This is a genomic window from Bacillus sp. EB600 (assembly GCF_024494385.1).
In the GTDB taxonomy this organism is placed as follows: Bacteria; Bacillota; Bacilli; order Bacillales; family Cytobacillaceae; genus JAEVLT01.
Map to the genome: position 1 here is coordinate 347,839 of NZ_JAEVLT010000001.1, position 23,090 is coordinate 370,928.

Sequence of the window (23,090 nt, forward strand, 5' to 3'; positions counted from 1 at the left end):
ATTTTATCATATATAGGTGTGGTGAAGGATGCTGTTGTCTTTACCTCTACCGTATTGTTTGTAGTCTGCCCAAGTCTTGAGTAAAATGGGGGAAAAAGGGGTGGAATAATGAAAAAAAGAAAGCTTGGAAGCTCTACTATTCTAGTGAGTGAATTAGGACTCGGCTGCATGTCGATTGGGACGGATGAAAAAGCAGCACGTCAGATCATCAATGCTGCCTTAGAAGAAGGAATTAACTATTTTGATACAGCCGACTTGTACGATCATGGTCTAAATGAGAAAATCGTTGGGGAAGCACTAAAAGAGGTTCGCGATAAAGTTATTATTGCTACAAAGGTTGGAAACCGCTGGAGTCAAGAAGGGGCTGGATGGTTTTGGGACCCTTCAAAGTCTTACATAAAGGAAGCAGTGAAAAATAGCCTCAAAAGATTAGGAACAGACTACATTGATTTACTTCAGCTCCATGGAGGAACATTGGACGACCCGATTGCTGAAACGATCGAAGCTTTCGAAGAATTAAAGTCTGAGGGCTTTATCCGCTGCTATGGTATTTCCTCCATTCGGCCAAACGTAATTCGCGAATATATCAACGAATCCTCGATCGACTCTGTTATGATGCAATACAGTATTCTTGATCGCCGACCTGAAGAAGAAGCACTGCCACTTCTTCATCAGCATAGGATCAGTGTGGTGACCCGTGGACCCCTTGCTAAAGGGCTTTTAAGTAACAGGATGCTTGAAAAGGCTTCCTCCTCGATTAAAGAAAATGGCTATTTGGATTATAGCTGGAACGAGTTAACTGAAATCCTTTCAATGCTAAAGGAAAAAGCCCGATCACTGACTGAAGTAGCGCTTCAATTTAATTTGGCGAATCCTGCTGTTACAGCTGTGATTGCTGGAGCCAGCAGTCCAGAGCAGCTCAGGGAAAATGCTAACGCGGTAAAAAGCCAGCCACTGACAAAAGAAGAAATTTTGTTCATTAAAGAAATCTCGAAGCTTGCTTCTTACAAACAACATCGATAAGAAATCATTATGGGGAGGCTATTTACGCTCCCCATTTTTGCATATACTTTCATTTAAACTCCTTCCAGTTCATGTTACTTTCAGACAAAAGTTCTTCAAATGTTTTATTTTTTTCTTTTAATCTTCGCTCTTGCCGCTGTTGTTGTTCCTCCTCTGCCTTTTTTCGTTCCTCTACTAGCTTTAGCTCTTGTTGCTTATCCTTTAATTGGTTCAATAAATCCTTGCTAATCATATCACCTAGCGTTACCGCTGAATCATCTTTTTTTGGTTTTTGCTTTGGTTGTTTCCTCATTATTGTCACTCCTTAACTACTTTACTGATATTATAGCATTTTTTTCATAGGAAAAAGCAGACTGGAAACCCAATCTGCTTTTGAATTTTAAGATCATATTTTTCTTGTATAGGCTCGTGAATTATGCTAATTCTAGAATTGTTGCAACGCCTTGGCCGCCACCAATACAAAGTGTAGCTAAGCCTGTTTTTGCGTTTCTACGTTTCATTTCATGGATTAAGGTTACAATTATACGGGCTCCACTTGCACCAATAGGATGTCCAAGCGCAACAGCTCCGCCATTAACATTTAAAATTTCGTTTTTAAATCCTAATTCTTTCCCAACAGCAAGGGCTTGCGCTGCAAATGCTTCATTTGCTTCAATCAAGTCAAGATCTTCAACAGAAATTGCTGCTTTTTCTAACGCTTTTTTCACTGCTGGTACTGGACCAATTCCCATTACACTTGGGTCTACTCCGGCACTTGCAGTAGCTTTAATTGTAACTAATGGCTGAAGACCTAGTTCCTCTGCCTTTTCCTTGCTCATAATAACTAATGCTGCTGCTCCATCATTAATTCCTGAAGCATTTCCAGCTGTTACCGTTCCGTCCTTTTTGAATGCAGGGCGCAGCTTCGCAAGCTTTTCTGCTGTTGAACCTTTTTTAGGGAATTCGTCGGTATCAAAAACAATTGGGTCACCTTTTCGTTGCGGAATGACAACCGGAATAATCTCATCCTTAAATTTACCATCTTCAATTGCTTGGACCGCTTTTTGCTGACTCCATGCCGAAAACTCATCTTGTTGTTCTCTTGTAATCTCATACTTTTCAGCAACGTTTTCAGCAGTTATGCCCATATGGTAATCGTTAAATGCACACCATAAACCATCGTTGATCATGCTGTCAATTAATTTTTGATCTCCCATTTTGAAGCCATCGCGAGCATTTTTTAACAAGTATGGCGCTTGGCTCATACTTTCCATTCCGCCTGCTACGACAATTTCAGAATCTCCTGCAAGGATTGCTTGCATGGCTAGATGAACGGCCTTCATACCTGAACCACAAACCTTATTAATTGTTAATGCAGAAGAAGTAACCGGAATTCCTGCTTTTATTTGAGCCTGACGAGCTGGATTTTGGCCAATCCCTGCTTGCAAGACATTACCCATAATAACTTCATCTACCTGCTCTGCTTTTACTCCTGCTTGTTCGAGAGCACCTTTAATTGCCGTTGATCCTAGCTCAACTGCATCTACGTTTTTCAAACTTCCATTGAAGCTTCCAATTGCCGTACGAACGGCGCTTACGATTACGATCTCTTTAGTCATTTGATTAACTCCTTTTCTCTACTTTGCTTTGTCATATACATAATTCTCCCTTTATTTCTAAAATCCTTTATTTTTTTTAAAATATTTTAAATATTTATAGTTTTTAAAATATTTGTCGTTTTATCGTGAATTTTGTCGGTTATTGCGATTGTTTTTTAGCTGATTTGAAAAAGGAACTACTGTTTATTTTTACGAGCATTTTTACCTTGGTCTACAGTGAATAAGCTTCCTTCTTTTGATCCATCTTAAGAAATGGAACTGTGAATGAAACTGTGATGGAAGGGGGATTTGTTATGAGTCAAAAACGGGATAAAGGCTTCAGCCAAAATGGAAAAAATTATGCTGACTCTGCTGGTGGCGGGAAACGGATGATTGCTGCTGAAGAGCTTGAAAAAGCTATTCATCCTACAAAACGGCAAAATACAGAACAGCCTTAAACTATGTGTACGCTTATAAGCCGCTGAATGGGTCAGCGGCTTTTTTCATGCTAAAATAGATGTAGCTTTCCTATTTTTTTCTTAACCAACATTTTTCGGGGGTATTGCGATGAAAAAAACGTTGAAAACTTTCCTTACTTCCTTCTTTTCCCTACTTTTTATTGGCTTTTACTTTTCCAATCGCCTTATGTACATAAAAAAGAAGGATGAGAAGCTGATTTTAGATCGGGAGTTAACTGCCGGAAGATACCGTCCTGAAGATTTTGAGTCCTTAGCTAAACAGGATGTGACAATTGTATCCCCATTTGGATACAAGATAAAAGCACTGCTTGTTGAACCTCATCAATCTAATCGGTACATCATCATCGCTCATGGTGTGACAGAAAACAAAGTGAACTCGATTAAGTATATGAATCTCTTTTTAAAGCGAGGGTTTAATGCCGTTATTTATGACCATCGCCGCCATGGGGAATCAGGGGGGAAAACAACAAGTTACGGCCATTATGAAAAGTTTGATTTAAAGGCGGTTATTGATTGGCTCAAAAAAGAAAAAGGCCCGAATCTCCTGCTGGGTATTCACGGCGAATCAATGGGGGCTGCAACGATGCTGTTATACGCAGGGATGCTTGAGGATGCTGCTGACTTTTATATTGCTGACTGTTCTTTTTCAAGTTTGAAGGACCAGGTTCGCTATCAGCTTAAAAAAGATTTGAAACTGCCAGGATCACTAATTATTCCAATCGGCAATTTGTTTTTACGTCTGCGTGATAAATATTGGATTACAGACGTATCTCCAATTTCAGTGATTGACCAAATTCAACATCCCATTCTTTTTATTCACAGTAAAAAAGATGATTATATTTTGCCTTCGATGACAGAAAAATTATTTGCCCAAAAACAAGGGCCAAAAATGCTGTTTCTTGCTGAAAATGGTCGTCACGCCCAATCTCTAAACGAAAACGCTGCCGATTATGAAAAAGCGATTGATGAATTCTTGGAAAAATACGTCGTCCTATAATTAAATCCAACTCGAAAAGCAGACTTGTAAAGTTAGTCTGCTTTTTTTACGATTAAACTCATATGCCCGTTTAAAGTTTGCTGTGAACTCGATAATTGAAACCAATTGGATGTTTGGGAAAAATCAAGTTTCATTTTTTCATCAAAGAAAACTGTTTTCGCTTTTTCAACATATATGGTTTGAGCATTTGTTTCAACTGCGATATCGTCATCCTCTAATTCCGGTTCAAACCACAAAACAGCAACACCATCTACTGCGCATCCGCACCCTTCTGTATCGTATTTTAACTTTAAATAACCATTACAGTCTTTTGTCTTTTCACTGATTTTTGCAGCAGCAGGATCTGTTATCGTAATCTCCATGTTAAAAACTCCCTTCCTCGCATATGATAGTGTACACCATACATCTTTTCAATTTCTTTGCTTCTTTTCCTAACACAGATCACTATACATCCATTAATCGAACATCAGCAATATCAACTATCGCAATACGATGGATCTCTTGAAAGCGGTCAATAATATGGAGTTTTTGAGCTAGTTCATCCCAATTATGAATTTTGCCAACGACGATTTCATAGTTATGATTTTGATAATGTGTAATGGCCACGAGTTGATTACACTCGACTGCCTCCATTATTATCTCGTTCATCCATTCAAGCTGCTGCTCATCAATGCTTTTTTTCTGTTCATATTGATCTTCCTTTACCCAATCCCGGAGTAGTTTTACGTGCTCGGGAAGCATCATCGCCGTCCATTTTATCCTCCCACGGTCGCGAATCATATTTTCACCTCCCATTATTGCTTGTGCCCGCCGACAAGTTTTGCCCGCTCTCTAGCCGTTCCGGCCGATGTGTAAGAAACAGCGCGCAATAGAGCACCCGAGCCAAAGCGGTTACGGATACGGTCAACCACATAACCCAGCTCCCACCTTTTATCAGCACCTAAATCAAAGAGACTAAGCTGCAGTTCTTTATCATCAACAATGTTTCCGAGGGTAATCGAAATGTTCCGAACCGTCTTGCCATTGTAATGCTGACGAAATAAGTCAAGACAAACATGATAAAGCTCCATCGTCACATTTGTGGGCTGATTGATCGTTTTCGAGCGATGAAAACCGCCGCCAAAGTCTTCATGACTATAGCCTATTCCGAGGCTGACTGTTCTCCCAGCTTTCCGTTGTGTCCGTGCCCTTCGCGCCACTTCCTCACACATTTCTAAAATTACCTGCTGAATTTCTTCTTTGTCCTTATAGTCCCTTAGCAGGATTTGACTTTTCCCAAAACTGATTTGCCCCTCAATAATCGGTGCACCTAAATCAGACAGATCAACTCCCCATGCATGGTGATATAGCTGATTTCCCATTATCCCAAATTTCTTTTCTAGTTTTTCCAAATCAAATCTGGCTAGTTGACCGACAGTAAAAATACCCATGCCGTTTAACGTTTTCTCGACACGCTTGCCAATTCCCCACATTTCACTAAGTGGTGAAACGTTCCAAATCTTTGTCGGAACGTCCTCAAATGTCCATTCGGCAATCCCTCTTTTCTTTGTCTTTGCCTCTAAATCAAGACAAAGCTTTGCCATCAGCATGTTAGGACCAATTCCGGCCGCGCTGGGCAGCTGAAATTCCCGCTCAATATCGTCCTTTATTTTTTTGGCAATTGTAACAGCATCACCCCATAGAGTAACAGCCCCGTCTACTTTTATAAAGCTTTCATCAACGCTGTATGTGTGAATAGCTTCTTTTGGAACATAACGATTAAAGACACGGGAAATTTCCGTTGCAATCCGCAAGTATGTCGCCATCTTAGGTTCAACGACCTTAATTCTTGGATCCTTCGGGATTTCGAACAAACGTGAGCCGGTTTTAATCCCAAACTCTCTTTTTAAGCGCGGTGATGCAGCCAGAATGACACTTCCCTGTCGCTCATGATTTCCTGCTACAGCTAAATAGCAATTTAAAGGATCAAGTCCCTCCATTACCGCCGAACAGCTCGCATAAAAGCTTTTCATGTCAACGCATAGAATTTTATTTTGCGGCAAGGTGCTGTAATCGACCATCCTTACTCCTCCAGATGCATTATTGATAAGCGAACATTAGTTCTATTATTATATCCTTATTTTAAAGGAATATGCGTTCGTATTCAATGGGAATTTTTCTATTTATAAGGGGATTTTTACCAATATGGAGAATCACAAATAAAACGGTATAATTGTTTGTGGAGGCCGATTCCATGGACAGAAAACTTATTTGCAAGATGATTCAAAACTGCTTTAAACAGTACTATTCGGATGCTGACTCACTGCCCCTAAACAAAGAAGAGATGGATACGCTTTGTAATAAAATAGGAAAAATTAAGTGTGAGGAACCGAATGCAGACTTGTACGAGGTTGTAAACGATACTGTTTATGAGTTTTTAACAAACTAAAATACAGCGTAAAAAAAGCCTCTGCCACAGCAGAGACTTTATTTTTGATTAAATGCCTTTTTCCCAATCCGTTCAAACAATCGGGGAAAAAGAGTATAGATAACACTTCCCATATTCATCCAGCGGGGCAAATTAATTTCTCTTGTCCTTGTTAGCATAGCGTTGACGATCTTTTGTGCGACATATTCCGGCTGGAGGATAAATCTTTGTACATTTTTAACGTATGTTCCTTTTTCGTCGGCAATTGTAAAGAAATTGGTCGCAATTGGACCCGGGTTCACAGCTGTAACATAGACATTTTCATCAGCAAGCTCCATTCTCAGAGCATTCGTATAGCCAAGTACCGCATGCTTAGTAGCAGAATATACACTCGATTTAGGGGTGGCAATTTTCCCAGCTTGGGAGGCGATATTAATGATATGGCCGGAATGCCTCTCCCGCATTTTAGGCAGCACCATGCTTGTACAAGCCATTAAACCAACAACATTCACGCTGAACATTCCTTTAATTTCTTCGATTGTCGCTTCATGTACGGCATGGAAAATTCCAAACCCGGCGTTATTAACCAAAATATCGACATATTGAACCGTTGCAAAGATTTGCGTAAAGACTTCCTTAATTTTGTCTGTATCTGACACATCGAGTTGAAAAACAGCTACTTTAACATGGTGGTGCTGCTGTAAATCCCGCTGCAGCACCTGCAGTTTGTCTATATTTCTCGCTAACAGCACAAGGTTCGCCCCCCGTGCTGCACAAAGCTTTGCGATTTCCGCACCTATTCCTCCCGAGGCACCAGTAATCACAATATTTTTACCTTTTAATCTTTCCATTAAACTACTTCACCTCAACTGACTTCGTCCGGTAACGTGGTAGTAAATTCCATGCACTTCCAGACAAAATTAATTCTTTTACTATTAATCTCCGATACAACTAACAAATAGTCAAGTTGTGCTCATTCACGCAATTATTTACAAAAAGGACTTCATCAAATTTTCCACTTGACAAATACCCCATCCTTCCTGCATAATCAATTAAAATTTGTTCGATAGAAAAGCGATGAATAAGGCCAGTAAATGAACGAATGGCTAAAGAGAGTGAGGCCCCTTGGTTGAAAGGCCGCACAGCCCTCTTGATCATTGAACCTACCTTATGAGCAATTAGGAAAACCTAACGCATATCCGGCGTTATCGGAGTTAAAGTGAACCCTCGAATTTTTTTTCAAAAAGGGTAAATGAAGGTGGTACCGCGGAAGATCAGACCTTTCGTCCTTTACGGATGAAAGGTCTTTTTATTTTTGGTAAATTATTTTGATTTTTAGGGAGGAAATATAATGAAAAAATTAGTGTTTTTCGGCGCAGGTTCAATGGCAGAAGCAATGATTTCAGGCATTGTTGAAAATAAGTTAATGGATCCTAAAAATATTTGGGTAACAAACAAAGCAAATAAGGAAAAATTGTCAGCCCTTCATCAGAAATATGATGTCACGGGGACCTATGATTTAAACATGCTGTTTGCTGGAGCAGAAGCAGTTGTGTTAGCAATGAAGCCGAAGGATGCGGCAACAGCCATTAAGGAGATTAGCAGCTATTTATCAGACGAAATAATGATAATATCTGTTCTTGCCGGGATCTCGATCAACACAATCGAAGAACTATCCGGGAAGCGGCTTTCGATCGCAAGAGCAATGCCAAATACTTCAGCGGCCGTCGGAAAATCAGCCACTGGTATTGCTGTGAATAGCACAGTTACTACAAGTCAAATGGAGACCATCAAACAATTATTTGAAACGGTTGGATTTGCCGCGTTTGTTCCTGAAGAACAACTTGACGCTGTAACAGGATTGTCTGGAAGCGGACCGGCGTATATCTATTATCTGGTCGAGGCAATGGAAAAAGGGGCTGCAGAAACTGGGCTTGATCAGGAGACAGCCAAAAAGCTCATTATTCAAACACTCATAGGAGCTGCAGAAATGGTGAGGGTATCACCAAAGCCTTCCAAACAGCTTCGTAAGGAAGTAACAAGCCCTGGTGGAACAACAGAAGCAGGACTTCAAATTCTTGAAAAAAATGGCGTTCAGCAAGCTTTCATCGAGTGTATCAAAGCGGCGACAGTGCAATCCAAGAAAATGGGTGAAGCGTTAAGAACAGAGCTTCATTCTACAAAGCAAACATTATAAAGACGTATTTTTTTACACTTTTGGAGCATTTGGTATACTTAAGAAAGAAAACAAATGAATGGAGGTCCACCAATGCCAGCAAAGTTGTTAACACCTTTTACAGTAAAAGGTGTTACCTTAAAAAATCGAATTGTTATGTCGCCAATGTGTATGTACTCTAGCTATAATGAAGATGGAATGGTTCAAAATTGGCATCGCACCCATTATGTATCGAGAGCAGTCGGTCAAGTGGGGTTAATAATTTTAGAATCAACGGCAGTTACTCCACAAGGTAGAATCTCCACCCAGGATCTAGGAATTTGGAACGAAGAACATATTGGGAGTTTAAGGCAGCTTGTCGACCTGATCAGAGAACAGGGAGCAAAAGTTGGTATACAGATTAACCACGCTGGTAGAAAGGCCGTGGTGGAAGGAGAAATTCTTGCTCCTTCTGCGATTGCATTTAATGATCAAATGAAAACTCCTAAAGAAATGACAAAAGCAGAAATTGCCGAAACCGTTGAAGCATTTAAACAGGCTGCTGCAAGGACTCAAAAGGCTGGGTTTGATATCATTGAACTGCACGGTGCCCATGGGTATTTAATTAATCAATTTTTATCACCGCTGGCGAACCACCGAACGGATGAATATGGCGGTACAGCTAAAAATCGCTATCGGTTCCTGCGTGAAGTCATTGCAGCTGTTAAATCTGTCTGGGATGGCCCTTTGTTTATTCGAATTTCTGCAAATGATTATCATGAACAAGGCCTTACAACCAGTGATTATGTAACTATGGCTAAATGGATGAAAGACCAGGGGGTTGATTTCATTGACGTCAGCTCAGGCGGAGTTGCTCCAATTCAAATTAATGACTACCCTGGTTATCAAGTGAAATTTTCTGAAGAAATCAAACATGGAGCTGAAGTTTCTACAAGTGCACTCGGCTTGATTACTTCGGCCGTACACGCAGAGGAAATTCTCCAAAATGACAGGGCTGATTTAATTTTCCTTGGTCGCGCACTGCTTCGCGACCCCTATTGGCCGCGTACAGCCGCTAAAGTGCTTGGTGTTGAGCTTGAAAGTCCAAAACAATATAAGCGCGGCTGGAATTAAAAATAGACTGGTTCGACTAGTCAAACACGAAGAGCGTTAGCGCATTCGTGCTTGACTAGTCGCTGGGCGCTGGAGCTAGAGGGATCAACTTCATTCAAAGTTATCAACAGGTAATTTTTTTATAATTTCCTAGACGACAAAAAAGACGGTCTAACCGTCTTTTTTTAGTTTTTATTTAAGTGAATGGTTACTTCTTTAAAATCCTCGGCAATATCGCTAGTGGGAAATATTTCCTTTGCTTCTTTCACCAAATCTCCCCAAGCGTGTCGATCATAACGAGCACTAATATGTGTTAAATATAACTGCTTCACATTTGCTCTTTTGGCAACCTTTGCTGCTTGTTGTGTAGTAGAGTGAAAATATTCATGTGCAAGCCTTTCCTCCCCTTTTGAAAAAGTCGCTTCATGAATTAATACATCCGCATTTTGAGCTAAATAAACGGCGCTTTCACAGTAACGGGTATCTCCAAGAATCGTAACAATCCGCCCCCTCTGTGCAGGACCAAGAAAATCTTGCGGATCAAGAGTCCTTCCATCTTCCAATGTAACTATTTCGCCATTTTTGATCTTTTTATAAATAGGACCGGGTTTTATCCCTGCAAGCGAGAGCTTCTCAGCTAACAATGTCCCTGGCCGTTCCTTTTCTACAATTCTAAATCCGTAAGAAGGAATGCCATGCTCTAAGCGCTGCGCCTCGACCACCATTTGTTCATCTTCAAAAACAACCCCTTCTTCAAGTTCGACTATTTTTAATGGGTATTTTAAAAAAGTCTGACTGACAGCAAGGCTGACTTTTATGTATTCTTCGATTCCTTTAGGTCCATATATGATTATTTCAGTATCACCACCCTGAAATGAACGGCTTGAAAGCAAGCCAGGGAGCCCATAAATATGGTCGCCATGAAGATGGGTAATAAAGATCTTTTCAATGCGGCGTGGCTTAATAGATGTATGTAAGATTTGGTGCTGGGTTGCTTCCCCTACATCAAATAGCCAAATAGCCCCTCTTTCTTCGAGTAGCTTTAGTGCAATTGATGTCACATTGCGAAGTTTTGCAGGGAGACCCGCACCTGTTCCTAAGAAAAAGATATTCACATAAAAACCCCTTTCCAACCTGACTAATTAGTTACTACTATACCATAACAAAAGCAAGTTGCCGTTTTTTTTGCGAAAGCCACTTGTTTAAATGTCTGTATACATGGATTGCATTAAATTTGCTAAATCTAAAGTAAACGTCTAAAATTTTATACTTGTAATGGTTACAATAGGTGTTTTACATAATCAACATCAGAATTTACTTGAAAAGAGGTTTTTAAACGTGACTCAATGCATGACTTCATTAATTATGATATTTGGAGCAACAGGCGATCTAGCAAAACGAAAGCTGTTTCCTTCCCTCTATCGTTTGTTTGAAAAGGGCAGATTGTCCAATGAGTTTGCTGTAGTAGGTGTTGCAAGAAGACCCCTTTCAAATGATGAGTTTCAAAGCTCTGTAAAGGAATCAGTCATGTCTGCGCTTGGAAAAGATGAAAAAATTGATGAATTTGCTTCCCATTTTTATTATCATTCACATGATGTAACAGATTCGAGCTCATACCTTTCCTTAAAAACAGTGGCCAATGACCTTGACGAGCATTACGGTCTAGAAGGAAATCGAATTTTTTATTTAGCTATGGCACCTGAATTCTTTGGAACCATTGCGCTTCATTTAAAATCAGATGGCTTAACAGATGTAAAAGGCTATAAACGATTGGTGATTGAAAAACCGTTCGGCCACGACTTAGCTTCAGCCAAAGAATTAAATGGACAAATTAGAACTGCTTTTTCCGAAGAGGAGATTTATCGGATTGACCACTATTTAGGAAAAGAAATGGTCCGCAATATCGAAGTTATCCGCTTTGCAAATGCTATTTTTGAACCGCTTTGGAATAACCGCTATATAGCTAATATTCAAATCACATCAAGCGAAACCCTTGGGGTCGAAGAACGGGGACGTTATTATGAAAAAAGTGGTGCACTAAGGGATATGTTGCAAAACCACATGCTGCAGATGGTTGCATTGCTCGCAATGGAGCCGCCAATTAGTCTGACAACAGACGAAATCCGCTCGGAAAAAGTTCGGGTTTTCCGGTCAATTCGAAATGTCGAAGGAGACGAAGTAAATCAGCATTTTGTCCGCGGTCAATATGGTGAAGGAACAATCGAGAACAAAAAGGTTCCATCCTACCGTGATGAGCCAAATGTCGATAAGGAATCCAACACAGAGACTTTCGTTGCCGGGAAAATTATGATTGATAATTTCCGTTGGGCCGGCGTCCCATTCTATATTCGGACAGGAAAAAGAATGGCTACTAAGACAACGAAAATTGTTGTCCAATTTAAAGATATTCCGATGAATTTGTACTATCAGACCGATAAGTTATTAAATCCAAACCTTCTGGTTATTCATATTCAGCCACAAGAAGGAATCACGCTTCATCTCAATGCAAAAAAAGCCGGAGTACACTTGGATGCAACCGAAGAAAAGCTAAGTTTTGCAAATACAGGGGTTAATGCAATGAACACTCCTGAAGGATATGAAAAGCTGCTGTATGATTGTATGCGCGGGGATGCAACCAATTTTACTCATTGGGACGAAGTAGCCTATGCCTGGAATTTCGTTGACAAGATTTCTGCTGAATGGGAAAAGACAAAAGCAAATTATCCAAACTATGAATCAGGGTCGATGGGGCCAAAGGCAGCCGATGGGCTATTGAAGAAAGATGGTTTCTCTTGGTGGCATGTAGATGAATTAGAAGTCGACGACTGCTGTAAATAAGAAAGGCGCAAGCGCCCGGTTAAACTTATCTAAAAAAAGTCCCCGTTGCATTTGCAGCGGGGATTTTTTTAATAGAGAATTACGTATCTTTTTTTTTCGGATGATCCGTTTTGTTTGGAAAGGACCGAAGAAAATCTTTATTAAAGCTGGTCTCGGTCCCTACCTGATGATCCGGATCAACCTGGTGAAGACCCGCTCGTTCAATAATCTTTTTCCCGTATTTTTCACGCAATTTTGAAACTACGTTGAGCAGCGGCTCCTTTTGCGCTTCTTTCTCATAAGAAAACAAATCAAGCTGTTTGACAGCGTTGTCCTTTTCAATCAAGTCAGTACCGGTTATCCCTAATAGTCGGATCGGATTACCGTTCCAATGCTTAAGAAACATTTTCTTAGAAAGTGAACTAATTTCTTCGGTTACGTGAACGGGATTAGCCAACTTTTTACTTCTAGTAATTGTTTTCCTATCCTTGTAACGAATCGTAATTACTAATGTGGTAGCCAGAACATTTTTACGCTTTAATCGCACAGAAACCTTTTCAGCAAGCGAATCGAGAACTTGAAATAATTCCTGTTGATTTATAACATCCTTCGGAAGAGTTGTTGAATTGCCTATACTTTTAAAGTCAGCAACGGACTCCGGATCAACGGGTCTCAAATCGATTCCATTTGCCCTTTCCTTTAAGCGGGTCCCATTAATACCAAGGAGCTTTTTAAGCTGAACATCATTGCCATTCGCCAGATCCCCAATCGTCATGATCCCTATTGTCTTAAGCTTCTCTGCTGTTTTCTTACCAACACCATGCATTTCATTTGATGCAAGCGGCCAAAGAATTCTTTGTACATCCCGCTTCCTTAATACTGTAATTCCCATTGGTTTTTTCATATCAGAAGCCATTTTGGCCAAGAATTTATTTGGAGCAATTCCAATACTGCAGGGTAAATCCAATTCATGCAGTATTCTGGTCTGAATACTTTGTGCAATATCAAGCGGGCTGCCCAAGCTATAACTTTCACTAATATCCATATACCCTTCATCAATCGATACAGGTTCAACAAGATCAGTATATTGCCTTAGCAGTTCAAACATACGAATCGATAGAGAACGATAGCGATCAAAATTTGGTGATTTAACAATTAGTTCAGGGCATAGCTTCTTTGCCTCCCAGAGCGGCATTGTTGTCTTAACACCAAACCTGCGGGCCTCATAGCTGCACGTAACAATAATCCCCCGCCGTTCCTCAACGTTGCCGGCAATGGCAAGTGGTTTTCCCTTTACGGCCGGATCATAAGCCATTTCCACTGATGCATAAAAACTATTCATATCAACGTGTAAAATGACTCTCCCTTTTTTTGGATACATTTGATTCATGTGCCCACATCCTAAAAACATTGCTAAGATCATTCTAGCAAAGTTGATAGAAAAAAAGCCACCTTATTGGCGACTTTCCATTTCAGCAAGCAGCACATTTATCCCCTCTAAGGAACCAATCAGAACTTCAGAGTTAATAATGGTTACTAGACAATCATTAAGACTTACAACCCCCAAAATATAAGCAGTTGCGGGACTAGCAAGTAATCCGATCTGTTTTACTGATTCGGAAGGAATTTCAATGATTTCTTTAGCCTCATTAACGAGAATTCCAATTATATGTTCACCTGATTTAACGACTACTAATCTGGTGTGCTCATCGGGTTTAATGAAACGATGATAAAAAATATATTCGAGATCGATAACAGGAATTACGTTTTGCCTTTTTTCTATCATTCCGGTAACATAGTCTGGCATCTTCGGTATAGGAGTGATCCCCTCTATTTTTTCTATCGAAACAACAGATTGAAGCGGTATTGCATATTCTTCATTTCCAGTACGAACGACCACCACTTTACTCATGTAGAATTGCTGATCCTCCCTTTAAAAAGTTAATATGTATACCATATACTATAGCATGACTTCTCTCAAAATCGTTCTCTATTTACATGAAATGAAAATTTTTTTGTTGTATTCTCAATGATGTTAAGTAAAATATTGATAGGATTAGAAATTTATTCTTTATGAAAGGATGTGAAAGAATGTCAAAAGAAAAAGATCATGAAGAAAATCACTTTATGGCGTCTGACTTAATTCGTGATATCGTTATTGGCATGTCCGATGGACTTACTGTTCCATTCGCATTAGCTGCGGGTCTTTCTGGGGCTGTTGATACTACTACTTTAATTCTTACGGCAGGCGGGGCAGAAGTTGCCGCCGGATCAGTCGCCATGGGATTAGGCGGTTATTTAGCTGCCCGGACAGAAGCTGAGCATTATGAGACGGAATTGAAGCGGGAACAGCGGGAAATCACTGAAGTCCCTGAACGAGAAGAAGAAGAAGTTGCTGAAATCTTTGAAGAATACGGCCTTGAAGAAGAGCAAATACAATCGATTATTTCAACGTTAAGAAAGCACCCTGATAAATGGGTTGATCTCATGATGAGATTTGAGCTTGGCTTAGAAAAGCCTGAGCCAAGCCGGGCAAGAAATAGCGCCCTAACAATTGCAATATCCTATATTTTAGGAGGACTTATTCCGCTCCTGCCTTATTTCTTAATTGCAGATCCCATTTCCGGATTAAAAGTATCTGCCTTGATTACATTATTCGCACTTGCTATTTTTGGGTATATAAAAGGGAAATTTACAGGAGCATCACCGTGGAAAAGTTCGTTCCAGACGACAATCGTTGGAGGACTTGCGGCTGCCGTTGCTTTTGGTCTCGCCAAGTTAATTTCCTAGAAAAGCGTAAGCGCTCAAATTAAAGAACGTCGACTAAAGACCGCTCGCTCCTGATTGTATTGTGAAAAAATAGCACAGAAATTCATAGCTTTGAATTTCTGTGCTATTTTGCATGTGTAATACTGATTTAATCCTTTTAAAAGGATTTTATTGATTAGCTACTTCATCAATAATTGCCAAAGTCATTTCCCCAAGTTTATAAAGCTCTTCCACTGGGATACGCTCATTTGTTGTATGAATTTCTTCATAGCCGACTGCCAAGTTAACGGTTGGAATATTAAATCCGTTAAATACATTGGCGTCACTGCCGCCGCCGCTTTTTTGCAATTCGCAAGGGCGGCCAATTTTTGCTGCTGCTTTTCTAGCAATTTCAACCACATGATCGCCTTCTCCGAATTTAAATCCCGGATACATCACTTCCACTTTCACATCTGCTTTTCCACCCATTTGTTCAGCAACTGATTCAAAAGCATCTTTCATTTTTTGAATCTGTGCATCCATTTTTTCTGGTATGAGTGAACGTGCTTCAGCGAGGATATCTACCCGGTCACAAACAATATTCGTCGCTGAACCTCCTTCAAAACGCCCGATATTTGCAGTAGTTTCTTTATCAATTCTCCCCAGCGGCATTTTTGCAATCGCTTTGGCGGCAATTGTAATCGCAGAAACTCCCTTTTCAGGGGCAACCCCAGCATGCGCTGTTTTCCCGTAGATGGTTGCTTTCACCTTTGCCTGCGTTGGCGCAGAAACAACGACATTCCCAACTTTTTCATCACTGTCAAGGGCATAGCCATATTTTGCTTTCAATAAGGAAGGATCCAGCGCCTTTGCCCCAACAAGCCCTGATTCCTCCCCAACTGTTATCACAAACTGAATAGTACCATGTGGGATATTTTGTTCCTTTAAAGCACGGATTGTCTCGAGCATGACAGCCAATCCTGCTTTATCGTCAGCGCCTAAAATTGTTGTACCATCAGTAACGACATAGCCATCTTTAATGGAAGGTTTTACCCCTTTAGCTGGAACGACTGTGTCCATATGAGAGGTAAAATAAATGGGATCAACACCCTCTTTTGTCCCTTTAAGTGTACAAATTAAGTTACCTGCTCCATGTCCGGTCTTTCCCTTTGTATCATCTTCAAAAACATCAAGGCCTAAATCAGTAAATTTTTGTTTTAACACTTTAGCGACTTCAGTCTCAAACTTTGTTTCTGAATCTATTTGGACAAGCTCTAAAAACTCATTCAAAAGACGTTCTTGGTTAGTAATCATGGTCTCGAACCTCCTATATATGTATACTCACTACCTCAGTATACTCTTTTGTTGTTTCGGTCTTCAAATAACTTAACCCCCGCGCAAAACGCAGGGGTTAAGTTGGATAAAAATATTAAAGCGGAATGTTTCCGTGTTTTTTGTCAGGTCTTGACTCTTTTTTGTTACGAAGCATTTCCAATGCTTGAACGATTTTTATTCGTGTTTCGCGTGGGTCAATTACATCATCGACCATACCGCGCGCTGCTGCAACATAGGGATTAGCAAATTTTTCACGATACTCTTCTATTTTTTGCTGTCTAACCTCTTCAGGGTTTTCGCTATTTTCAATCTCTTTGGCAAAAATTATATTTGCTGCCCCTTGCGCACCCATTACGGCAATTTCGGCATTCGGCCAAGCAAATACAAGGTCAGCGCCTATTGACTTACTATTTAAGGCAACGTATGCTCCACCAAAGGCCTTCCTTAAAATAATCGTTAATTTCGGTACGGTAGCTTCTGAGTATGCATATAAAATTTTGGCACCGTGGCGAATAATTCCCCCATGCTCCTGTTTAACACCAGGGAAAAAACCGGTAACGTCTTCAAAAGTTAGAATTGGAATATTAAAGGAATCGCAAAAACGAATAAATCTGGATGCTTTATCTGAGGAGTCAATATCAAGTCCGCCTGCCATGAACTTCGGCTGATTACAGACAAGACCTACGGATTCGCCTGCAATTCTTGCAAAGCCAACCACTATGTTTTTAGCAAAGTCCTTTTGAATCTCCATAAATGATCCTTCATCGGCTACTTGTTCAACCACAAGTCGAACGTCATATGGACGAATAGCATCAAATGGAATAATTTCCGCTAAATCCGGACGATAGTCAGATTTATTTTCATCTTGTTTCAGTATTGGCGGCTTTTCTTGGTTATTTTGGGGAAGATAGCTAAGTAGTCTGCGAACGTTGTCTAATGCCTCTGCTTCCGTTTCATTTTGAAAATGGGCATTACCGCTAATTGAGTTATGCACTTTTGCTCCGCCGAGATTCTCAGAGCTGATTTTTTCCCCAGTAACCGTTTCAATTACTTTTGGTCCTGTAATAAACATTTGGCTTGTTTTTTCCACCATAAAAACAAAATCGGTGATGGCCGGGGAATAAACAGCACCGCCTGCACATGGCCCCATTATGACTGATATTTGGGGAATGACACCAGAGTAAATTGAATTACGGTAAAAGATTTGCCCGTAGCCATCTAGGGAAACAACCCCCTCTTGAATCCTTGCACCACCCGAATCATTAAGACCGACAAAGGGTGCCCCGTTTTTTGCTGCCAAATCCATTACATTGGCAATTTTTTTGGCATGCATTTCTCCCAATGCCCCACCAAAAACAGTAAAATCCTGAGAAAACAAATAAATGGGACGCCCATTTACTTTACCATACCCTGTAACAACACCATCTCCCGGTCCCTTCATTTCGTCTAGACCAAAATCATTGCTCCGATGTTCAATGAAGGGATTTAGCTCAACAAAAGAACCTTCATCGACTAAAAGGTCAATTCTTTCCCTGGCGGTCAATTTACCTTTTTCATGCTGTCTAAGAATTTTTCCGTCACCACCACCTAGTTCAATCTCCCGCCTTTTGTCATACAGATCATTTATTTTTTCATATATATCAATCATGTTTTTGATTCCTCTCCCTTTTTTTCACAGAGTTCATACAAAACTCCTGAAGCAGATTTTGGATGTAAAAACGCTACCTTTGATCCGCCTGCACCCACCTTTGCTTCTTCTTGAATCAGCCGAATCCCCTTTTCCCTTAATTCATTTAGTCTATCTTGAATAGAATTTACCCCAAGAGCGATATGGTGGATCCCTTCACCACGCTTTTCAATATACTTGGCGATAGCGCTTTCAGGTGAAGTAGGTTCTAGCAATTCAATATGAGTCTGACCAGCATCCAGAAAGGCTACCTTTACTTTTTCACTTTCTACTACTTCAATCCCCAGTAAGGGCATCTTTAGTTCCTCTGTATAAAACGGGAGTGTTTGATCAAGGGACTTGACTGCAATCCCAATGTGGTCGACTTTTTTTATCATAATATCCCCTCTGTTTTCAATATTAGAATTTATTCGACAATTACTTTATTCGTTAAAAAATTCATAAATCCTTCCTAAATTGAGCAGTAATTCCGTTGAATTCTTACTATTTTCTCTGATAAACTAGAAATATCGATTTTGTTTAGAGGAGGTAACCACATTGTCAAAGAAGAAAACGAGAAAAGTAGTTGTTTATTTAATGCTCATAGCCATGCTTGCCTCAACCCTCCTATTAGGCCTTGCTCGATTTATATAAAAAAGAAAAGCGGAAGCGCCCGAATTAAGGAACGTCGGCTAAAATCCGCCACGTCCTGTGCGTCGGAGCTGGACAACAATAAAAAGGACTGTTCAAAGATGATGAACAGTCCTTTTTATTATTTTCAAACATCGTTTATTGGCTGATTTGCTTCTTTTTTCTTGCCACGTTCACTTTGGACGTTTTTTTTAGCCCTTTAAATGAGCTTTTTATAATCAAGTATCTTTCCATTTCGTTTACTAATTGCAAAAGAGCAGCCCTTGCTTCAAATTCTTCCCGTGTCTTAGGAAGTTCACTTTCTTCAAACTCTACTTTCATTTTCATCAATTTTTGGATATAGATCATCGCTGTATTTCCAGGATGGATATTTTCTGACAATTCCCCAAGAAAATCGGCAATCATATTTCCTTGTTTTACTGTGTTTGTAATCGAAGTAACATTTGGCAGCAACCGTTCAATTATTTCAAATTGTTTCTCTCTCATTGTGAAATATTGGTAATATATAGTTTCTTCCTTTATAAAGCGATTTTCCACATCATAGACTGCAATTTTTTTGGCCTCACTGATAATCTTTGCCGTTTCCGTGATTTCTTTCCCATCCCAATCGCTGTCACCATTACGTGAATAGCGAATAATTTCGATAAAAATCCTCTTAAAGTTTTCTTCGATTTTTTCTTGATACCCCTCCATTTTTTTATCAACGCTAGGCATATATAAATTTATAATCAGTGCAACACCAATGCCAATAATAATTACACCTAGTTCATTTAGAAAAAAGGCAACGGAAAAATGCTGGGCAGCAAATAAATGCAAAATGATAACACAGCTTGTTACAATACCATCATTTGCTTTTAACATGACACAAGTAGGAATAAACAAAAGAAGAATGATTCCAATCACGATCGGCTTATAACCAAATCCTGCAAAAATCAAGGCTGAAAAAGGCATCGCAATGGTACAAGCTAAAAACCGATCCCAAGCCGTCCGAAGTGATCTTTTTTTCGTAATCTGAATACATAAAACCGTTAAAATGCCAGCTGAAGCAAAATTATGTAGTCCAAGCTGCTCTGCAAGTAAAATACTAATAGCCATTCCGATTGCCGTTTTTATTGTCCGGTATCCGATTCGAAACTTCATAACAAATCCCCTTAAAATAGACTAAAGAAAAAAGATGATCATCGTGATCATCTTTCATTCTAGCATATACTTTTTAAAGCATTTTTTGCAAGAAGTCTTGCGCACGTTTACTTTTCGGATTAGTAAAAAATTCTTGCGGCGGAGCATCTTCAAGAAGGATACCACCATCAAGAAAAAGAACCCGGTCAGCAACCTCGCGGGCAAAACCCATTTCATGAGTTACAATGGCCATCGTCATTCCCGTGTGGGCAAGAGATTTCATTACTTCGAGAACTTCCTTTACCATTTCAGGATCGAGGGCGGATGTCGGTTCATCAAAAAGCATCACATCGGGCTTCATTGCCAATGCTCTCGCAATTGCAACACGCTGCTTTTGGCCTCCGGATAATCTTTTCGGATATTCGTTGGCTTTTTCAGAAAGTCCGACTTGTTCTAAAAGCTCGTACGCAGACTTTTCTGCAGCCGCTTTCGAAGCTCCTTTTACCTTCATCGGTGCATAAGTCAAATTCTGCAGGACCGTTTTATGAGGAAATAAATGAAAGTGTTGAAATACCATACCGACATTCTGACGCACCTTCATAATATTCGTTTTTTTATCAGTAATTTCATGACCCCCAATCCACACTCGACCGGATGTCGGCGCTTCGAGAAGGTTCATACACCGCAGGAATGTAGATTTTCCCGAACCTGAAGGCCCGATAATCGCTACCACTTCACCTTGTTTTATCGTTGTAGTGATATCCTTCAAAACTTCAAGCTTGCCAAAATTTTTAACCAAATGCTCTACCTTAATCACTGCGTCTCATTCTCCTTTCAAGCCCTTTTCCTAAGAAGGTTAACACCATAACCATTAAATAATAAATCAAACCAGCAATGATTAATGGTTCAAAAAAGGAGTATTTTTCTGCACCCACTTGATAGGAGCGGCGCATGATATCCATGACGCCGATCGATGTGACAATCGCTGATTCCTTGGTCAGCGTAATGAATTCATTCATCAACGCCGGAAGAATATTTTTTATCGCCTGTGGAAGGATGATGTCATACATCATTTTTCCATAGGGAACACCAAGTGCTAATGCAGCTTCCTGCTGGCCTTTATCAATGGCTAGAATCCCAGCCCGAATAATTTCTGAAACATATGCTCCTGAATTGAGACCAAACGATAAGACTGCAGCTGTATATGGTTGAATTTGATAGCCAATAAGTTGGGGAGAACCATAATAAATGACCATTAATTGCAAAATCATTGGAGTTCCTCTAAAAATAGACGTGTAGGCATCAGCTATCCAGCCAAGAAAACTCAATTTGCTTATTTTTAATAACGATAAAACAGTCCCAAGCACAAATCCCAAAACCCCTGCCAAAATAACAATTTGAAGGGTAACCGTAATTCCCTTTAAAATATATGGCATGGAAGGTATGAATTGGGCAAAATCTAAATTCATCCCGTAACCAATCCTCTCTAAAAATACAATTAAAATTTTAAAGACGTTCAGATAACAAAGACTCTCTGAACGCCTTTTTTCACAGCTATATTACTACTTAGCTTCTCCACCAAACCATTTCACAATTAATTTTTTAAGTTCACCATTTTGTTTCATTTTCTTTAACTCTTGGTTGAATTTGGCAGTTAAATCACTGTTTTTTGGAAATGCGATCGCAGATCCTGCTTCCTCAGGATTATCACTGATTGTAAAGCCCTTTAGGTCTTTTTCTTTCGTCATAAAACCTTTAGCAACATTGTCTTCAATAATCGCTGCATCCATACGGCCTGCTTTAATCTCTTGGACCAAATCAGGAATACGGTCACGGTTTACAATATTGATCGCAACTGTTTTATTGATATCTTTTGCTTTTCCTTCTTGAATTGATCCCAGTTGAACACCAACTGTTTTTCCTTTTAGATCATCAAGTTTATTAATGCTACTAGTCTTTTTGGAAATAATCATGTTTTGGGCTGTATAATAGATGTCACTGAAATCAACATTTTTCTTTCGATCTGCTGTTGGCGTCATTCCTGCCATAACAAAATCCGCTTGACCGGATTTGAGCGCTTGAATAAGCCCGCTAAAATCCATATCTTTTACTTGAACCTGATAACCAAGTTTACCAGCAATTGCTTTTGCAAGATCCACATCAAAGCCAATAATATTTTTTGATTTTTCGGTATCCACTGACTCAAATGGCGGATAATCTGCTGATGTACCCATTGTCAACACTTTTTTAGCTTTATTATCGCCAGCTGCATTGTCTTTTTTACTTGTCCCGCAAGCAGCAAGAACACCAAACAGCATAATCATTGATAAAAATAAAATAATACCCTTTTTCATTTATTTTCCTCCTATAATTTTCTTTCATCCCTATTTGTAAGTATTTTGCTTATATTCTAGTTAAATGCTAATAATTATTCACATGAATGAATTTTAACACATCTGAATCATTATGCAAATATATTTTTTTAAAATTAGTTTCCCTTTTTTCAAGAAAATTATTAACAAAACAAACCACCAACCTCATATGAGATTGGCGGTTTGTTTTGTTATACTTCTTCACAATATTGATCGAAGGTTTGCTGCAGTTTTGAAATAACGGTCATCGGATCATTGCCTTCAATTTGATGTCTTTCAATCATTGTGCAGATTTTTCCATCCTTTAGTAATGCAAACGATGGTGAGGAGGGTGGATACCCAGTAAAATAGCTTCTTGCTTTCTCTGTAGCCTCTTTGTCCTGACCGGCAAAAACGGTTACTAATTGGTCGGGACGTTTGTCATAATGCAATGCATGCGCTGCTGCAGGGCGGGCAATTCCTCCTGCACAGCCACAAACCGAATTAATCATTACAAGGGTTGTGCCCTTTTTTGAAAGAGCTTGATTAACCTCTTCAGGTGTTTTTAATTCTTCATAACCTGCCGAAACAATTTCTTCACGCGCTTGGCGAACAACATCATTCATAAAAAAGTTAAAATCCATACTCATTT

At 39.7% G+C, this 23,090-nt stretch carries 26 protein-coding genes; 9 read left to right on the top strand and 17 right to left on the bottom strand.

Features of this window, described 5'->3' with window-relative positions; translation table 11 throughout:
• The first annotated feature begins 108 nt into the window (after positions 1-108).
• Positions 109-1,023: an aldo/keto reductase gene (locus JN080_RS01880; protein ID WP_256234181.1), complete on the top strand. Its 915-nt coding sequence runs from the start codon at positions 109-111 to the stop codon at positions 1,021-1,023.
• A 49-nt stretch (positions 1,024-1,072) separates the two neighbouring features.
• On the opposite strand, the gene JN080_RS01885 is transcribed toward JN080_RS01880, so the two are convergent.
• Positions 1,073-1,315, bottom strand: coding sequence for a YqkE family protein (locus JN080_RS01885; RefSeq protein ID WP_256234182.1), 243 nt, complete (start codon positions 1,313-1,315; stop codon positions 1,073-1,075).
• Positions 1,316-1,436: 121 nt separating this feature from the next.
• Positions 1,437-2,621, bottom strand: coding sequence for an acetyl-CoA C-acetyltransferase (locus JN080_RS01890; RefSeq protein WP_256234183.1), 1,185 nt, complete (start codon positions 2,619-2,621; stop codon positions 1,437-1,439).
• Positions 2,622-2,914: 293 nt separating this feature from the next.
• Here JN080_RS01890 and JN080_RS01895 point away from each other — a divergent pair, with 293 nt between their 5' ends.
• Both JN080_RS01895 and JN080_RS01900 read left to right on the top strand, forming a co-directional pair.
• The gene (locus tag JN080_RS01895) at positions 2,915-3,058 is read left to right on the top strand and encodes a hypothetical protein (RefSeq protein WP_256234184.1); all 144 of its coding nucleotides are present in this window, start codon (positions 2,915-2,917) and stop codon (positions 3,056-3,058) included.
• A 109-nt stretch (positions 3,059-3,167) separates the two neighbouring features.
• The gene (locus JN080_RS01900; RefSeq protein WP_256234185.1) at positions 3,168-4,076 is read left to right on the top strand and encodes an alpha/beta hydrolase; all 909 of its coding nucleotides are present in this window, start codon (positions 3,168-3,170) and stop codon (positions 4,074-4,076) included.
• A gap of 32 nt (positions 4,077-4,108) precedes the next feature.
• Here JN080_RS01900 and JN080_RS01905 read toward each other — a convergent pair whose 3' ends face one another.
• From JN080_RS01905 to JN080_RS01915, 3 genes are all read right to left on the bottom strand, one after another.
• A complete protein-coding gene (locus JN080_RS01905; RefSeq protein ID WP_256234186.1) occupies positions 4,109-4,438 on the bottom strand; it encodes an iron-sulfur cluster biosynthesis family protein in 330 nt (109 codons plus the stop codon).
• 82 nt (positions 4,439-4,520) lie between these two features.
• A complete protein-coding gene (locus tag JN080_RS01910) occupies positions 4,521-4,856 on the bottom strand; it encodes a YolD-like family protein (RefSeq protein WP_256234187.1) in 336 nt (111 codons plus the stop codon).
• A gap of 14 nt (positions 4,857-4,870) precedes the next feature.
• The gene (locus JN080_RS01915) at positions 4,871-6,136 is read right to left on the bottom strand and encodes a Y-family DNA polymerase (protein WP_256234188.1); all 1,266 of its coding nucleotides are present in this window, start codon (positions 6,134-6,136) and stop codon (positions 4,871-4,873) included.
• Between the two features lie 173 nt (positions 6,137-6,309).
• On the opposite strand from JN080_RS01915, the gene JN080_RS01920 reads away from it, so the two are divergent.
• A complete protein-coding gene (locus JN080_RS01920; RefSeq protein ID WP_256234189.1) occupies positions 6,310-6,504 on the top strand; it encodes a YqzH family protein in 195 nt (64 codons plus the stop codon).
• A 38-nt stretch (positions 6,505-6,542) separates the two neighbouring features.
• Here the strand turns inward: JN080_RS01920 and JN080_RS01925 are convergent, their stop codons facing one another.
• Positions 6,543-7,334 carry an SDR family NAD(P)-dependent oxidoreductase gene (locus tag JN080_RS01925; protein ID WP_256234190.1) on the bottom strand — a complete coding sequence of 264 codons (792 nt, stop codon included), beginning with the start codon at positions 7,332-7,334 and terminating at the stop codon, positions 6,543-6,545.
• A gap of 500 nt (positions 7,335-7,834) precedes the next feature.
• Between JN080_RS01925 and proC the strand changes: the two genes are divergently transcribed.
• Both proC and namA read left to right on the top strand, forming a co-directional pair.
• Positions 7,835-8,680 (top strand): pyrroline-5-carboxylate reductase, encoded by an 846-nt coding sequence (gene proC, locus JN080_RS01930; protein WP_256234191.1) that lies wholly within the window; start codon positions 7,835-7,837, stop codon positions 8,678-8,680.
• A 72-nt stretch (positions 8,681-8,752) separates the two neighbouring features.
• Positions 8,753-9,772, top strand: coding sequence for an NADPH dehydrogenase NamA (namA, locus tag JN080_RS01935; RefSeq protein ID WP_256234192.1), 1,020 nt, complete (start codon positions 8,753-8,755; stop codon positions 9,770-9,772).
• Positions 9,773-9,936: 164 nt separating this feature from the next.
• Here namA and rnz read toward each other — a convergent pair whose 3' ends face one another.
• Positions 9,937-10,866: a ribonuclease Z gene (gene rnz, locus JN080_RS01940; RefSeq protein ID WP_256234193.1), complete on the bottom strand. Its 930-nt coding sequence runs from the start codon at positions 10,864-10,866 to the stop codon at positions 9,937-9,939.
• A 250-nt stretch (positions 10,867-11,116) separates the two neighbouring features.
• Between rnz and zwf the strand changes: the two genes are divergently transcribed.
• On the top strand, positions 11,117-12,589 hold the full coding sequence (gene zwf, locus JN080_RS01945; protein WP_256234353.1) for a glucose-6-phosphate dehydrogenase: 1,473 nt from the start codon (positions 11,117-11,119) through the stop codon (positions 12,587-12,589).
• Between the two features lie 79 nt (positions 12,590-12,668).
• On the opposite strand, the gene JN080_RS01950 is transcribed toward zwf, so the two are convergent.
• Positions 12,669-13,958 carry a DNA polymerase IV gene (locus tag JN080_RS01950; protein WP_256234194.1) on the bottom strand — a complete coding sequence of 430 codons (1,290 nt, stop codon included), beginning with the start codon at positions 13,956-13,958 and terminating at the stop codon, positions 12,669-12,671.
• 63 nt (positions 13,959-14,021) lie between these two features.
• The gene (locus tag JN080_RS01955; protein ID WP_256234195.1) at positions 14,022-14,480 is read right to left on the bottom strand and encodes a chemotaxis protein CheW; all 459 of its coding nucleotides are present in this window, start codon (positions 14,478-14,480) and stop codon (positions 14,022-14,024) included.
• Between the two features lie 179 nt (positions 14,481-14,659).
• On the opposite strand from JN080_RS01955, the gene JN080_RS01960 reads away from it, so the two are divergent.
• Positions 14,660-15,358, top strand: a complete 699-nt coding sequence (locus JN080_RS01960) for a VIT1/CCC1 transporter family protein (protein WP_256234196.1) — start codon at positions 14,660-14,662, stop codon at positions 15,356-15,358.
• A 147-nt stretch (positions 15,359-15,505) separates the two neighbouring features.
• Here JN080_RS01960 and JN080_RS01965 read toward each other — a convergent pair whose 3' ends face one another.
• From JN080_RS01965 to mce, 3 genes are all read right to left on the bottom strand, one after another.
• A complete protein-coding gene (locus JN080_RS01965; RefSeq protein ID WP_256234354.1) occupies positions 15,506-16,627 on the bottom strand; it encodes a tripeptidase T in 1,122 nt (373 codons plus the stop codon).
• A gap of 118 nt (positions 16,628-16,745) precedes the next feature.
• Complete coding sequence (locus JN080_RS01970; protein WP_256234197.1) at positions 16,746-18,299, bottom strand: acyl-CoA carboxylase subunit beta; 1,554 nt, start codon at positions 18,297-18,299, stop codon at positions 16,746-16,748.
• Entirely contained in the window at positions 18,296-18,715 is a 420-nt protein-coding gene (gene mce / locus JN080_RS01975) for a methylmalonyl-CoA epimerase (RefSeq protein ID WP_256234198.1), read from the bottom strand. The genes JN080_RS01970 and mce overlap by 4 nt, the downstream gene beginning before the upstream one ends.
• A gap of 160 nt (positions 18,716-18,875) precedes the next feature.
• Here mce and prli42 point away from each other — a divergent pair, with 160 nt between their 5' ends.
• Positions 18,876-18,971 carry a stressosome-associated protein Prli42 gene (gene prli42, locus JN080_RS01980; protein ID WP_256234199.1) on the top strand — a complete coding sequence of 32 codons (96 nt, stop codon included), beginning with the start codon at positions 18,876-18,878 and terminating at the stop codon, positions 18,969-18,971.
• 135 nt (positions 18,972-19,106) lie between these two features.
• On the opposite strand, the gene JN080_RS01985 is transcribed toward prli42, so the two are convergent.
• From JN080_RS01985 to JN080_RS02005, 5 genes are all read right to left on the bottom strand, one after another.
• Complete coding sequence (locus JN080_RS01985; RefSeq protein WP_256234200.1) at positions 19,107-20,108, bottom strand: aromatic acid exporter family protein; 1,002 nt, start codon at positions 20,106-20,108, stop codon at positions 19,107-19,109.
• Positions 20,109-20,181: 73 nt separating this feature from the next.
• Positions 20,182-20,904, bottom strand: coding sequence for an amino acid ABC transporter ATP-binding protein (locus tag JN080_RS01990; RefSeq protein WP_256234201.1), 723 nt, complete (start codon positions 20,902-20,904; stop codon positions 20,182-20,184).
• Positions 20,897-21,556, bottom strand: coding sequence for an amino acid ABC transporter permease (locus JN080_RS01995; protein ID WP_256234202.1), 660 nt, complete (start codon positions 21,554-21,556; stop codon positions 20,897-20,899). Before JN080_RS01995 ends, JN080_RS01990 begins: the two co-directional genes overlap by 8 nt.
• A gap of 93 nt (positions 21,557-21,649) precedes the next feature.
• Entirely contained in the window at positions 21,650-22,441 is a 792-nt protein-coding gene (locus JN080_RS02000; protein WP_256234204.1) for a transporter substrate-binding domain-containing protein, read from the bottom strand.
• 209 nt (positions 22,442-22,650) lie between these two features.
• Positions 22,651-23,088, bottom strand: a complete 438-nt coding sequence (locus JN080_RS02005; protein WP_256234205.1) for a BrxA/BrxB family bacilliredoxin — start codon at positions 23,086-23,088, stop codon at positions 22,651-22,653.
• Between the last annotated feature and the right edge of the window lie 2 nt (positions 23,089-23,090).